The sequence below is a fragment of the Novosphingobium sp. KN65.2 genome (assembly GCF_001368935.1).
GTDB lineage: Bacteria > Pseudomonadota > Alphaproteobacteria > Sphingomonadales > Sphingomonadaceae > Novosphingobium > Novosphingobium mathurense.
On the sequence record NZ_CCBH010000193.1, the window covers coordinates 1 to 12,936 of the forward strand.

Here is a 12,936-nt window from a genome sequence, read left to right on the forward strand (position 1 = left end):
TTTCAAACAAAAAAATGAAAAAGGCCCGCCGGCATCGAACCGGCGGCCCTTTCATGTTCCCGACCGTGAAGGTCTGCGGGCTCAGCCCTGATAGCAGACCTTCTTGACCGCCTCGACGATGCGGGGCGTGTCGATCAGCGCGGCCTTCTCGAGGTTGGCCGCATAAGGAAGCGGCACGTCCTCGTTGCACACGCGCAGGACCGGGGCGTCAAGATCGTCGAAGCCTTCTTCCATGCAGATCGCGATGACTTCCGATGCGATCGAGCAGACCGGGAAGCCTTCCTCGGCGACGACCAGGCGATTGGTCTTGGCGAGGCTTTCCAGGATCGTCTGCTTGTCGAGCGGACGCAGGGTGCGCAGGTCGATGACTTCCGCATCGATGCCTTCACCGGCCAGCTGTTCAGCCGCTTCAAGCGCCAGGCCGACACCGATCGAATAGGAAACGATCGTGACGTCCTTGCCTTCGCGCATGATGCGCGCCTTGCCGATCGGAAGAACGTGGTCGTCCAGTTCCGGCAGTTCGAACGAACGGCCGTAGATCAGCTCGTTCTCGAGGAAGACCACGGGGTCTTCGCTGCGGATGGCAGCCTTGAGCAGACCCTTGGCGTCCGACGCGTCATAAGGCGCGATGACCACCAGACCCGGAACGTTGGCATACCACGGACCGTAGTTCTGCGAGTGCTGCGCGCCAACGCGCGATGCCGCACCGTTCGGGCCGCGGAACACGACCGGGCAACGCATCTGGCCGCCCGACATGTAGTTGGTCTTGGCCGCCGAGTTGATGATGTGATCGATCGCCTGCATGGCGAAGTTGAAGGTCATGAACTCGATGACCGGGCGCAGACCGCCCATCGCCGCGCCGGTGCCGATACCGGCGAAGCCGTACTCGGTGATCGGCGTGTCGATGACGCGCTTGGGGCCGAATTCCTCGAGCAGTCCCTGGGTCACCTTGTAGGCGCCCTGGTACTCGGCCACTTCTTCACCCATCACGAAGACGCGTTCGTCGCGGCGCATTTCCTCGGCCATCGCGTCGCGCAGGGCTTCGCGCACGGTCGAGGTCTTCATGTTGGTGCCATGCGGCACTTCCGGGTCCTTGCGCGCAGGTGCCGGAGCTTCCTCGGCCTTGGCCTTGGCGGGCTCGGACGATGCGGGCGCCGGGGTCGGAGCCGGAGTTTCCGAAACACTTTGGGCCACGGTCGAAGCATCCTCGCCCTCACCGGCGAGGACCGCGATCACGGTGCCGACCTTGACGTTCTCGGTTCCCTCGGGAACGACGATCTTGCCGATCGTGCCTTCATCGACGGCTTCGAATTCCATCGTCGCCTTGTCGGTCTCGATCTCGGCAAGGATGTCGCCGGAGGAGACTTCGTCGCCTTCCTTGACCAGCCACTTGGCCAGCTTGCCCTCTTCCATCGTCGGCGAGAGCGCGGGCATCTTCAGTTCGATCGCCATCAGTAACGCTCCACCAGGACGTCGGTATAGAGTTCGGACATATCGGGCTCGGGTGAATTCTCAGCAAAGTCTGCGGATTCGGCAACATCGGCGCGCACGCGCTTGTCGATCGCCTTCAGTTCAGCCTCGTCCACGCCCATTTCCATGAGCTCGGCCTTGGCATGCTCGATCGGGTCGCGCTTGTCGCGCACGCCCTGGACTTCCTCACGGCTGCGGTACTTCGCCGGGTCGGACATCGAGTGACCGCGATAACGGTAGGTGTTGAGTTCCATGAGAACCGGACCGTTGCCGCCGCGCACATGCTCGAGCGCGACTTCGGCCGCCTTGCGGACCTCGAGCACGTCCATGCCGTCGACCTGCATACCGGGGATGCGGAACGCCGTACCGCGACGGTAGAAGTGCGTCTCGGCCGACGAACGGGCGACTGCCGTGCCCATCGCGTACTGGTTGTTCTCGATCACGAAGATGATCGGCAGGTTCCAGAGGGCAGCCATGTTGAAGCTCTCGTAGACCTGACCCTGGTTGGCCGCGCCGTCACCGAAGTAGGCCATCGCGACGCCGCCGTCTTCACGGTACTTGTGCGCAAAGGCGAGACCGGTGCCGAGCGAGACCTGCGCACCGACGATGCCGTGGCCGCCGTAGAAGCGGTGCTCGACGCTGAACATGTGCATCGAGCCGCCCTTGCCCTTCGAGATACCCGAATGGCGACCGGTGAGTTCGGCCATGATGACCTTCGGATCGATGCCGTAGGCCAGCATATGGCCGTGGTCGCGATAACCGGTGATCACCGAGTCCTTGTTGCCGTCGAGCGCCGACTGAAGGCCGACCGCGACCGCTTCCTGGCCGATGTAGAGGTGGCAGAAGCCGCCGATCAGGCCGAGTCCGTACAGCTGGCCGGCCTTCTCCTCGAAACGGCGGATGAGCAGCATCTGCTCATAGAGCTTGAGAAGCTCTTCCTTGCTCGCCTTGTAACGGCGATCGGCCGCATGGGCTTCCTGGAGGCTGCGCAGGAGAAAGTCCTGGTCCTCTGCCGGCGACCCGGTCGAATTTGCGCCGGGCTGGGCGTCAGTCTTGGCTTTGGGCAATGAGGTTCCCCATCGTCGATGTGATCAATTTCGGGCGGTATAGGTAAGAGGTGGACAAAGCGAAAGCGCCCGGACGGGAAAATACGAATTCAGCAACAAAAAATTATTGCCTGCCGGATGCCTGCTTATCGCGGCTCAGGGGATGAGCATCACCATTTCGTCGGAACGGGCGACGTTGAGATTGCCGCGCAGCAATTCGCCGGCAAGGTCCGGATCCACGTGCTTGGGATCGAGCAGGTCGACGCGATTCTGAATGCGTGCGCGTTCCAGCTTGAGCGAAGCGAGATCGGCACGGCGCTGTTCGAGCAGGCGCTGGTTTTCACCCCAGGCGATCAGGCCGCTCGGACCGGCAATAACAAATGCGCCCATGAGCAGGAGCACGGCAAGGGACAGGCCCTGCACGAGTCGCTCTTTCGCAATGTTGGGTTCAGGGCGCATAGTCCTCATGGGAAGGGATAGAATCACAAGTGAATCAGCGTTGCAAGCACTATTCAATACGCTTTAACCTCAGGCACGCACAGCGCCCGTCCGGCCGTTCCAATGCCGGGGTACAAGGAATGATGTTGATAAGTCCTGTAGCGATGCCCGGATCAACGTTGGGCAACATTCTGCACTAAGGGATTTTCCGGAGTGTTGCCGATTGCCTTGTTGACGGCGACGTAGCTGGCGCGCAGCAGCCCTTCGTTCTCGGACAATTCCCGGCGGGCCTGGATCAGCGCTCTCTTCGCTTCGATCAGGCCCAGATAATTGATCGCCCCGCTTTCATAGCTCGCTTGCGCGATGGCGAGGGACGATTGCGTGGCTCCGAGCTTCCTCGTCAGGCTTTCGTGCTCCTGACGTGCGGCCGTGGAGCGGTTGAGGGCGTTGTCTATTTCCTGCCAGGACTTGAGCACCGTGGTCTGGAACGCGACGGCGGCCTCGCGCTGCTCCAGCTTGCGCAGCTTCACGACACTGCGCCGCCGACCGCCGTCGAAAAGCGGGAGATCGAGGCTGGGACCGATGGACCAGTTGCGGCTGGCCCAGTCGAAGAGATTCTGACTTCTGTAGGATTCCAGTCCGAAGCCGCCTCCGAGCCGGATGCTGGGATAAAGGTCCGCCACGGCCACGCCGATGCGCGCGGTAGCCGCGTGCAGGCCGGCCTCTGCCGCGCGGACATCGGGCCGCCGCAAGGCTACTTCGGAAGGCAGGCCAAGGGAAAGATCGGGCGGCAATTGCACCACATCGTTCCCGCGCGGAGCCAGCTTTTCCTTGAGACTGCCCGGAGGCTTCCCGAGTAACAGGGCGATTGCATTGGCCTGCGCGGCCTCCTTCGCCAAGGTTGCCGGCAAGCGCGCTTCCATGCCCTGCAGCGCCGCATCCTCGCGGTCGAGATCGCCGTGACTGTCGAGGCCGCCTTCGACGCGGGCCTTCACCAGCGAAATCCGATCGCGCAGCAAGGCGATATCCTCGCGCAGCAGGGCGATGTCCCGCTGGCTCGTGCGCAAGTCGAAATAGGTTGAGGCCACTTCGCTCGCCACGCTCAGGCGCGCCTGGTCCAGCAAGGCGCCCTTCTGTGCGACCGTCGCGTCCGCTGCCTCGATCGAGCGCCGCACCTTGCCCCACAGGTCGATTTCCCAGGAGGCATCGAACCCGCCGCGAAAGAGCGTGAAGGGTTGGGAGAGCAACTTGGCCAGGGCATCGCGGTCAGACCCGATGGCATCGAACAAACGGGTGCCCGCGCCATATTCGCTTTGCCGCTGCCTGCTGACGTCTGCACTCGCGCCGACTTGCGGCAAGGCTGCAGAAGCCGTGCCCGAACGCTGCACGCGCGCCTGTGCAAAGTGCAATGCGGCAGTCTCGAGATCCGGACTGGCCGCAAGCGCCTGACTGACGAGATCGTCGAGAACCGGGTCCTTGAAGGCAGTCCACCAATCGGTCGGCATCACGACGTCGGCATTCGCTGGCGCGAGCAATGACGGGTCGGCGCTGCGCCAGCTGGTCCAGTCCTGCGGCGCGTCGGGAGCGGAGCTGACATAGTTCGGGCCGACCGTGCAACCGCCCGGCGTGGCAAGGGCTATGGCGATGCCGGCAGACCGGCTCAGGCGATGGATTTTCGAGTTTGGGGACATGGCGGGCATCCGAAGATCAGGCAAGACGGTGACGAAACAGCCAGGCGGCAAGTGGCAGGGTCACGCCTGCCACCAGCACCAGGGGAATGAAATCAGTCGCGACGTCGGCCAGCCCCGCGCCTTCGAGATAGACGCGGCGGACCAGATCGACGCCGAAGCGCAGCGGATTGACGTACGTCGCTAGCTGCAGCACCTCGGGCATGTTGCGGATCGGGGTCAGCAAGCCGGAAAGCATCGTCAACGGCATGATGACGAGGAACGAGTAGAGCATGGCCTGCTGCATGTTCAGCGCAAAGGCCGATAATGACATGCCGATGCCGACCGCGGCGCCGGTGAAGCTGAGCAGGCCGAGATAGAGCAACCAGGGCGAACCGCTCATCGGTATCCGAAACCAGAACAGTACGATCATCAACACGATCGTCGACTGGGCGATTCCGACGAGGATCGAAGGCAAGGCCTTGCCCACCAGGATCTGCAGCGGCGATAGCGGCGTGACCAGCAACTGGTCGAAAGTCCCCTGCTCTCGTTCGCGAGCGACGGACAGGGCTGCCAGCAGAAGCGTCTGCAGCATACTGAGTGTCGCGATCATCGCCGGCATGATCTGCCAGCGCGAATTGAGGTTGGGATTGAACCACGCCCGTCGCTCTATCGTAATCGGAGGAGCCGCACCGCGCGCTGCATTGGCCCCTTGAGCGATGGCGTTGAGGTACCCCGCTGCCGCAGCGGCGGTAGACGAATTGCGACCGTCCAGGATGACCTGGATCGTCGCCCCCTCACCCCGTGCCAGTCTCTGATCGAAATCCGCCGGGATGGTGATGGCCAGCAGAACCTTGCCCGGATCGATGACAGAGGCAATCTGCTTGGCCGAAGTGAGCGTTGCCGCGCGCTCGAACACACCGGTGCCGTCGAGCCGGGTCACGAACTCTCGCGCCGCTGCGCCCCTGCTCTGGTCCAGCAATGCATAGGAAACGTGCGTCAGGTCGAAGGTCGCCCCATATCCGAAGAGCATCGTCTGGAAGAAGGCCGGGGCGAGCAGAATGATCCGGTTGGCCGGGTCCTTGAGGATCGCCAATACCTCCTTGCGGCAGAGGAAAGCGATCTGGGCAATATAGGCAATCACGGCCTGCATGGCGTCAGTCCAGCGTCTTGCGCAGGGTCCTGCGCGTCGCGAAAATGAGAACGAAGGCGTATGCCGCCAAGATCGTGCAATTGCGTGCGACCATCATCCAGTCCGTCCCGGCGAGGAACAGCGACTTCACCATGCCCATGAAGTGCGTGGCGGGCAGGAGCTGGGCGATGACCTGTACCGCGACAGGCACGTTGCGCAGATCGAATATAAAGCCCGACAGCATGAGCGCCGGCAGGAAGCTGGTCAGCAGGGCCACCTGGCTCGCCGCAAACTGGTTGCGGGTACGGCCCGATATGAACAGGCCGAGGAGCAGGGAAACGGCCAGATAGAGTGACGATGCCAGGACGATCGCGAAGAGCGAACCGCGGATCGGCACATGGAAGAGGAACCGGGCTGCCAGCAGGCACGTCGCCAGATCGACCAGGCCCACCACCATGTAAGGCAACAGCTTGGCCAGCACGATCTCCAGCGGCCTGACCGGGGTGACGAACAGCGCTTCCAGCGTTCCGCGCTCCCATTCACGGGCGATCAGCAACGAGGTCAGGAACGCCCCGACCAGCGTCATGACCAGGACGATCAGTCCCGGCACGAGATACCAGGTGCTGATCCCCGCTTCGTTGAACCAGGTGCGCTGCATCAGGGTGATCGATCCGCGATGGGGGGCTGCGCCTTCGCGGTCCATCCGGCGCAGCATGGCGTTCGATACGGAAGCCGAAACGTAGGCATCCAGCGAAGTCGCCGTCGTTGAATCGATGCCGTTCAGGATGAGCTGGATCGTGGCGCTCCCCGTGGCCTGTCGTCGGGAAAAATCGATCGGAACCCGAACGATCGCATCGACCTTGCCCGACTGAAGCATGGCTTCGGCACGCGCCATCGTGTCGACGTATACCGGCGAGAGGCAGCGCGAGCCTTCGATCCCAGCCACCGCTTCGCGCGCGATGGCAGAGTTGTCGTCCAGGACCACCGCGACAGGCGCGTCGCGCACATCGAACGACAGTCCGTATCCGAACAGCAGGATCAGGGCGACCGGCAGCAGAAGTCCAACCATCAGGTTGCTGCGATCGCGCAGCATCTGGCGGGCTTCCTTTCGGGTCAGCGCGGTCAGGCGGACGAGAAACTCGGAACGCATCACGCCGCTGCCTGTTCATCGGAAGCGCGAGCCCGGCCCTGCTCGACGATGGCGATGAAGGCACGGTCCATGTCGTCGGTTTCGCCGTTTCCGGCCTGCTCACGCACTTCGCGCGGCGTTCCCAGAGCCAACAGGTGCCCGGCATCCTGTATGGCTATACGGTCGCAATACTCCGCCTCTTCCATGAAGTGGGTCGTGACGATGATCGTCACGCCCTCATCGGAAAGCGCCGTGATCGTGCGCCAGAACGCGCGCCGCGCCAGCGGATCGATGCCGCTGGTCGGCTCGTCGAGGAAGAGAATGTCGGGCTCGTGGATCAGGCCGGTCGCCATCGCCAGGCGCTGCTTGTAGCCCAGCGGCAGCAGGCCGCAGGTCGCCGAAGCATCGAGATTGAACCGTTCTAGCGTTTCGCGCACGCGCCGGCGCAGCATCTTGCCGCGCAAACCATAGGCTCCGCCGAAGAATTCCAGGTTCTCTCGCACGCTAAGGTTCGAATAGAGCGAGAATTTTTGCGCAACATAACCGATGCGCGCGCGCGCAGCGGCGCGGGCGGTCCGCAAGTTGACGCCTGCAACATCGAGTTGTCCGCTGGTCGCCGGCAACAGTCCGCACAGCATCCGGAACGTGGTCGTCTTGCCCGCGCCATTGGGGCCGAGCAGCCCGAAGATCTCCCCTTTCACGACATCGAAAGACGTATTGGCGACAGCGGTGAAATCGCCGAACCGACGCACCAGATCGCGTACGCGGATCATGACTTCGCGCTCGCTCCCGCTGTCTTCACTGCCCACAGCCGGTGCAGCATTGGAGGCACCTGCGGTGAGTGGCGGCGGCTTGTGGGCTTCGCCGGACGTCTCGTGCTGGCGCAGCAGGAACATGAAGGCATCTTCCAGTTCCGCGGGACGAGGCTCGATCCGGGCGCCTCCAAGAAGCTCAGAGATCGATGCCGGCTCATGATCCTGAGCGCGGATGAGGCGCACTGCACCGCCACGCGGCACGGCATCGACGATGCGATCCCTTGCATCGATCAGGCGGGCCTGCAGGTTGCGGGCCAGCATGCCATCCGCCGGTGTGGCGATATAGGTCAGTCCATCGGCCTTGCCGCGCAACTGCTGCGGTGTTCCCTCCGCCAGCAGGCGTCCCTTGTTGAGGACGAAAATCTCGTCGCACCGCTCGGCTTCATCCATGTAGGCCGTGCTGACGATGACGCTGAGCCCTTCGTCCCCGATCAACTGCTCGAGGATCTGCCACAAGTCGCGCCGGGAAAGCGGATCGACGCCGACGCTCGGCTCATCGAGCAGGAGCAGTTCGGGCACCCGTACGAGGGTGCAGGCAAGTCCCAGCTTCTGCTTCATCCCGCCCGAAAGCTTGCCCGCCGGACGCTGGGTGAAGCGTGCCATGTCGGTCATTTCCAGCATCCGGGCGAAGCGCTCCTTGCGCTCGTCCAACGGAACACCGTGGAGGTCAGCATAGAGATCGAGGTTCTCCTGCACCGAGAGGTCCTCGTAGAGACCGAAACGCTGCGGCATGTAGCTGATGCGGTTCTGCACCTCCTGCGGATCCCGGCGCACATCTACGCCCAATACCGAAAGGGCACCTTCGTCCGGAGCCAGCAATCCGGCCATCATGCGCATCATCGTCGTTTTCCCGGCACCATCCGGTCCGACGAAGGCGCTCAAGGTTCCGGGCCTAACCTTGAACGAAACCTCGTCGATAGCGTTGAAGGACGTGCCGTCTGGCGCGGTAAAAGTCTTGCGCAAACCTTCGCTGACGACGGTTGCGACGGTTTCACTCACCGCGCCGGGCCCGCCGCGATCCGCACTGTCACTGGCTGCCCCAGTCGCAGGCGGTTCTGCGCGTCGTCCACCCGCACACGCACTTCATAGACAAGGCTCGTGCGCAGCTCTTCGGATTCGACGGACTTGGGCGTGAATTCGGCAACCGACGAGATATAGCCGACCTTGCCTGCAACCGGCTGGTCCGGAAAGCTGTCGCTCGTCACTTTCGCGGACTGACCCGGCTTGACGCGACCAAGATCTGCCTCGTCGATATAGACGCGAACCCATTTGGGACTGGTGAGCGCCAGTTCGTAGACCGGCCTTTGCGGCGATGCCATGTCGCCCACTTCGAGGAGACGCGTACGCACGACTGCATTTTCCGGCGCACGCAATTCGCCCTCCGCGATCTGGTGATCGAGCAAGGCCAGTTGCGCCTGCGCCCCCTTCAACTGGGCCTGCGCAGCGGCGACGTCTTCCGCCCTCGGCCCCTGTTCGGCCAGTCGCAACGCTTCCCTCTGTTCATTGGCGCGAGCCGCGGTAACCTTTGCCGCGTTGCGGGCGCTGTCGATCTCCTGCCGACTGACGCCGCGACCGTCGGTCCTGTCGGAAATCGCTTCCATCCGCGCCAGATCGTCGCCCGCGCGCTTGGCGTCGGCCATCGCCGCGGCAAGCCGTTCGCGAGCCTGCCGGATTTCCTCGGGCCGTGATCCGTTGCGCATGCGCAGCAGGTTCTGCTGGCTGGCCGACACCTGCGCGCGGGCCTGCTCTGCCTGCAATGACAGGGTTGTCGTATCGAGCCGAGCCAGAACCGTCCCGGCCGTGACCGCATCGCCCTCATCGACATTCAACTGCTCGACCCGGCCGTTGCCTTCGAAGGCCAGTGAGACCTGGCGAATATCGACATTGCCATGGAGGACGAGACCGTCGCCATCGGCACTTTGGCGCCCTTGGGAAACCCAGTACCCAAAGGCGATTACCACGATGAGTCCGATGATTGCGGCAGCGATCTTATTCATGCGGGCTTCCGATTTCGGTCCGGGGTGTCTGGCATCGCGGTTCTACCATCCATCATGCGGCTTCGCGATGGCAGCGCCTTAACTTAAATTGAATTTAAATTGAAGATTGGCTATTGTCCAGCCTCGATGAGCCAGAAGAAGCGAACCGACCGGAACGATGAAGAAGCCCCGCAGCGCACCACGCGTGGCGACGGGGCAAGAACCCGCGCGCGGATCATCGATAGCGCCGGACGACTGATCGGTGCCAACGGTTTTGCCGAAACCACCAGCAAAGCGATCGCTGCCGATGCGGGCGTCGATCTTGCCTCGATCAACTACCACTTCGGCAGCCGCGACGGCCTCTATAAGGCGGTACTGGTCGAAGCGCATCGGCGCTTCATCACCCTCGACGAACTGCAGGCCATCGCGACTGGAGACGGGCTCCCGCAAGACAAGCTGCGGCGAATCCTCGACAGGCTGGTGACGCGCGCCCTCGCCCCCAAGGAGTGGAACGGCAACGTCCTCGCCCGGGAACTGCTCTCCCCCGGTTCGCATATCGAGGTTCTGTTCGAGCAGGAAATCGGCCCCAAGTTCCGCGCCCTGTCTTCGGTCCTGAGCGAAATCAGCGACATCCCCGTAGGAGACCCCGCGCTTGTGCGCTGTGCTGTCAGCGTCGGCGCCCCTTGCGCCATGATCTTCGTCGCCCGCCGCAACGACAATCCCCTGTCCCGCCGGATCGAGGACATGGGCAAGGACGAACTTGTCGATCACCTCCTGAGCTTTGCCCTCGGCGGGCTGCAGGCGATCGGTCGCAGCCACTCGGCGGCTGTATCAGGATCAGACTGAAGCAAGGTCTAGCAAGTCCGCTTGGGATTCGCCGCGCCTCCTGCTAGGCGCGCGGCCATGTTGACGATCCGCGATCTGACCGTGCGCCTTGGTGGGCGCACCATCCTTGACCAAGCCACCGCCACCATTCCCAATGGCGGCAAGGTGGGCCTGATCGGCCGCAACGGCGCCGGCAAGTCGACTCTGGTCAAGGCAATCATAGGCGAGATCGAGCCAGACGGCGGCGCTGCCGAAATGCCGCGCCGCGCGCGGCTGGGCTATATCGCCCAGGAAGCACCGAGCGGCACCCGAACGCCCTTCGAAGCCGTGCTGGAAGCCGACGTCGAGCGCACCGAGCTGCTCGCCGAATCCGAGACCTGCACCGATCCGCACCGGCTGGGCGACGTGCACGAGCGGTTGATCGCCATAGACGCCTACAGCGCACCGGCCCGTGCCGCGCGCATCCTCGTCGGCCTCGGCTTCGATGAGGATATGCAGTCGCGTCAGCTCGACAGCTTCTCGGGCGGCTGGAAGATGCGCGTGGCGCTGGCCGCACTGCTGTTCTCGGCACCGGACGTGCTGCTGCTCGACGAGCCTTCCAACCACCTCGACCTCGAAGCGACGCTCTGGCTGGAAAGCTTCCTGCAAAGCTATCCGGGCACGCTCGTGATCATCAGCCACGAGCGCGACCTGCTCAACACCGTGGTCGATCACATCCTGCACCTGCAGCAAGGCAAGCTCACACTCTATCCCGGCACCTACGACAGCTTCGAGCGCATCCGCGCCGAACGCGTCGCGCAGGCCGAGGCCGCGCGGGCCAATCAGGAAGCCCAGCGCAAGAAGCTGGCCGACTATGTTGCACGCAACAGCGCCCGCGCCTCTACCGCCAAGCAGGCGCAGTCGCGCGCCAAGATGCTGGCCAAGATGCAGCCCATCGCGGCGATGAGCGAAGACCCCTCGCTCAGCTTCGACTTCCCGAGCCCGGATGAACTGCGCCCGCCGCTGGTCACGCTCGATCTCGCTGCCGTCGGCTATACGCCGGGCGAACCGGTCCTGAAGCGACTGAACCTGCGGATCGATCCGGAAGACCGCATTGCCCTGCTCGGCCGCAACGGCAACGGCAAGACGACGCTCGCGCGCCTGCTCGCGCGACAGCTGGAACCGATGGAAGGCGATATCACCTTCTCGGGCAAGATCCGCATCGGCTACTTCACCCAGTATCAGGTCGAGGAACTTCCGAGCGGTTCCACCCCGCTCGAGCTGATGACCCGCGCCATGGCCGACAAGCCGCCGCTGGCCGTGCGCAACCAGCTCGGCCGTTTCGGCTTCTCCGGCGAGCGGGCGACGGCGGAAACGCATACCCTGTCCGGCGGTGAGCGCGCGCGCCTGGCTCTCGCCCTCGTGACCCGCGATGCGCCGCACCTGCTGATCCTCGACGAACCGACCAACCACCTCGACGTCGATGCGCGCGAGGCGCTCGTACAGGCGCTCAATGCCTTCGAGGGCGCGGTCATCCTCGTCAGCCACGACCGTCACATGGTCGAACTGGCCGCCGACCGGCTCGTGCTGGTCGATCAGGGCAGCGCCAGGCCCTACGATGGATCGATGGAGGACTACATAGACTTCGTCCTCGGGCGGAACCAGCCCAAGGCGGAAGAAAGGCCCGGAGTCCCGGAAGCAAAGCCCCAACGCAAGGCCGGTGCCATCGCCCGTGAGGAACTCAAGGCCGCGCGCCGCAAGGTGTCTGAGGCCGAAACGCGCATGTCGCGACTGCAAAAGCAGCTGGACGAACTCGACAATGCCCTCGTCGATCCGGCCAAGGCCAAGGGGGAACTGGCGCGCCTGGGCATTGGCGAGATCGGCAAGCGCCGCACCGCGACTGCCGAAGAGCTCGAAGAAGCCGAAATGGCGTGGCTGGAGGCCAGCGAAACACTGGAATCGGTCATGGGAGGTGCAGCATGAGCGTCGCGTTCCGCCGCGAGAGCGACGAGGAACATCTCGAGCCCAAGTTCGAAGTGCCGATCCCGCCCGGGCCGAACCTCGTCACCGCGCAGGGCCTCGTGCGGATCCGTGCCCGCATTGCCGAGTTGGAGAGCGAGTTACCGACGCTGACCGAGGACGCCGACCGAAACTCGGCCAAGCGCGACTTGCGTTACTGGCGCGCCCGGCTGGCGACCGCACAGGTCCAGCCCGCTCCGACTGGCGAACTGGTCGCTTTCGGCTGCCAGGTGCGCTTCGTGCTGGCCGGCAAGCACCGCACGATCGAGATCGTCGGACACGACGAGGCCGAACCGGCCCGGGACCGGCTGGCTTTCACAGCGCCCCTCGCCCGCGCGATGATGGATGCGCAAGTCGGTGAATTCGTCGATTTCAATGGAAAGGAAGAGGCCATCGAGATCGTCTCGATAGCGCCCCTCAACGCGGAATAACCCTCTGGG

General features: G+C 63.8%; 11 protein-coding genes. 3 read left to right on the forward strand and 8 right to left on the reverse strand.

Going from position 1 to position 12,936, the window contains the following annotated elements; translation table 11 throughout:
* Positions 1-81: 81 nt before the first annotated feature.
* The 8 genes from SPHV1_RS20365 to SPHV1_RS20400 all read right to left on the reverse strand — a co-directional run bounded on the left by SPHV1_RS20365 (position 82) and on the right by SPHV1_RS20400 (position 9,694).
* The gene (locus tag SPHV1_RS20365) at positions 82-1,452 is read right to left on the reverse strand and encodes a pyruvate dehydrogenase complex E1 component subunit beta (RefSeq protein ID WP_054947830.1); all 1,371 of its coding nucleotides are present in this window, start codon (positions 1,450-1,452) and stop codon (positions 82-84) included.
* Positions 1,452-2,537: a pyruvate dehydrogenase (acetyl-transferring) E1 component subunit alpha gene (gene pdhA / locus SPHV1_RS20370; RefSeq protein ID WP_054947831.1), complete on the reverse strand. Its 1,086-nt coding sequence runs from the start codon at positions 2,535-2,537 to the stop codon at positions 1,452-1,454. The genes SPHV1_RS20365 and pdhA overlap by 1 nt, the downstream gene beginning before the upstream one ends.
* 135 nt (positions 2,538-2,672) lie before the next feature.
* On the reverse strand, positions 2,673-2,975 hold the full coding sequence (locus tag SPHV1_RS20375; protein ID WP_079729533.1) for a septum formation initiator family protein: 303 nt from the start codon (positions 2,973-2,975) through the stop codon (positions 2,673-2,675).
* Positions 2,976-3,127: 152 nt separating this feature from the next.
* Positions 3,128-4,645 (reverse strand): efflux transporter outer membrane subunit, encoded by a 1,518-nt coding sequence (locus tag SPHV1_RS20380; RefSeq protein ID WP_156367408.1) that lies wholly within the window; start codon positions 4,643-4,645, stop codon positions 3,128-3,130.
* A gap of 16 nt (positions 4,646-4,661) precedes the next feature.
* Complete coding sequence (locus tag SPHV1_RS20385; RefSeq protein ID WP_054947834.1) at positions 4,662-5,774, reverse strand: ABC transporter permease; 1,113 nt, start codon at positions 5,772-5,774, stop codon at positions 4,662-4,664.
* 4 nt (positions 5,775-5,778) lie between these two features.
* Entirely contained in the window at positions 5,779-6,903 is a 1,125-nt protein-coding gene (locus SPHV1_RS20390; protein ID WP_054947835.1) for an ABC transporter permease, read from the reverse strand.
* The gene (locus tag SPHV1_RS20395; RefSeq protein ID WP_054947836.1) at positions 6,903-8,696 is read right to left on the reverse strand and encodes an ATP-binding cassette domain-containing protein; all 1,794 of its coding nucleotides are present in this window, start codon (positions 8,694-8,696) and stop codon (positions 6,903-6,905) included. Before SPHV1_RS20395 ends, SPHV1_RS20390 begins: the two co-directional genes overlap by 1 nt.
* A complete protein-coding gene (locus tag SPHV1_RS20400; protein ID WP_054947837.1) occupies positions 8,693-9,694 on the reverse strand; it encodes an HlyD family efflux transporter periplasmic adaptor subunit in 1,002 nt (333 codons plus the stop codon). The genes SPHV1_RS20395 and SPHV1_RS20400 overlap by 4 nt, the downstream gene beginning before the upstream one ends.
* A 126-nt stretch (positions 9,695-9,820) precedes the next feature.
* Between SPHV1_RS20400 and SPHV1_RS20405 the strand changes: the two genes are divergently transcribed.
* From SPHV1_RS20405 to SPHV1_RS20415, 3 genes are read left to right on the forward strand one after another with little or no spacing between them, the layout of a single operon-like run.
* Positions 9,821-10,519, forward strand: a complete 699-nt coding sequence (locus tag SPHV1_RS20405) for a TetR/AcrR family transcriptional regulator (RefSeq protein WP_054947838.1) — start codon at positions 9,821-9,823, stop codon at positions 10,517-10,519.
* Positions 10,520-10,576: 57 nt separating this feature from the next.
* Positions 10,577-12,460: an ABC-F family ATP-binding cassette domain-containing protein gene (locus tag SPHV1_RS20410; RefSeq protein ID WP_054947839.1), complete on the forward strand. Its 1,884-nt coding sequence runs from the start codon at positions 10,577-10,579 to the stop codon at positions 12,458-12,460.
* Positions 12,457-12,927 carry a GreA/GreB family elongation factor gene (locus tag SPHV1_RS20415; protein ID WP_054947840.1) on the forward strand — a complete coding sequence of 157 codons (471 nt, stop codon included), beginning with the start codon at positions 12,457-12,459 and terminating at the stop codon, positions 12,925-12,927. Before SPHV1_RS20410 ends, SPHV1_RS20415 begins: the two co-directional genes overlap by 4 nt.
* Positions 12,928-12,936: the final 9 nt, after the last annotated feature.

Bases quoted from the DNA above. Each gene is read 5' to 3' on its own strand.
- SPHV1_RS20365 (WP_054947830.1), bottom strand. From the start codon at position 1,452: ATGGCGATCGAACTGAAGATGCCCGCGCTCTCGCCGACGATGGAAGAG.
- SPHV1_RS20375 (WP_079729533.1), bottom strand. From the start codon at position 2,975: ATGCGCCCTGAACCCAACATTGCGAAAGAGCGACTCGTGCAGGGCCTG.
- SPHV1_RS20380 (WP_156367408.1), bottom strand. From the start codon at position 4,645: ATGTCCCCAAACTCGAAAATCCATCGCCTGAGCCGGTCTGCCGGCATC.
- SPHV1_RS20385 (WP_054947834.1), bottom strand. From the start codon at position 5,774: ATGCAGGCCGTGATTGCCTATATTGCCCAGATCGCTTTCCTCTGCCGC.
- SPHV1_RS20390 (WP_054947835.1), bottom strand. From the start codon at position 6,903: ATGCGTTCCGAGTTTCTCGTCCGCCTGACCGCGCTGACCCGAAAGGAA.
- SPHV1_RS20400 (WP_054947837.1), bottom strand. From the start codon at position 9,694: ATGAATAAGATCGCTGCCGCAATCATCGGACTCATCGTGGTAATCGCC.
- SPHV1_RS20405 (WP_054947838.1), top strand. From the start codon at position 9,821: ATGAGCCAGAAGAAGCGAACCGACCGGAACGATGAAGAAGCCCCGCAG.
- SPHV1_RS20410 (WP_054947839.1), top strand. From the start codon at position 10,577: ATGTTGACGATCCGCGATCTGACCGTGCGCCTTGGTGGGCGCACCATC.
- SPHV1_RS20415 (WP_054947840.1), top strand. From the start codon at position 12,457: ATGAGCGTCGCGTTCCGCCGCGAGAGCGACGAGGAACATCTCGAGCCC.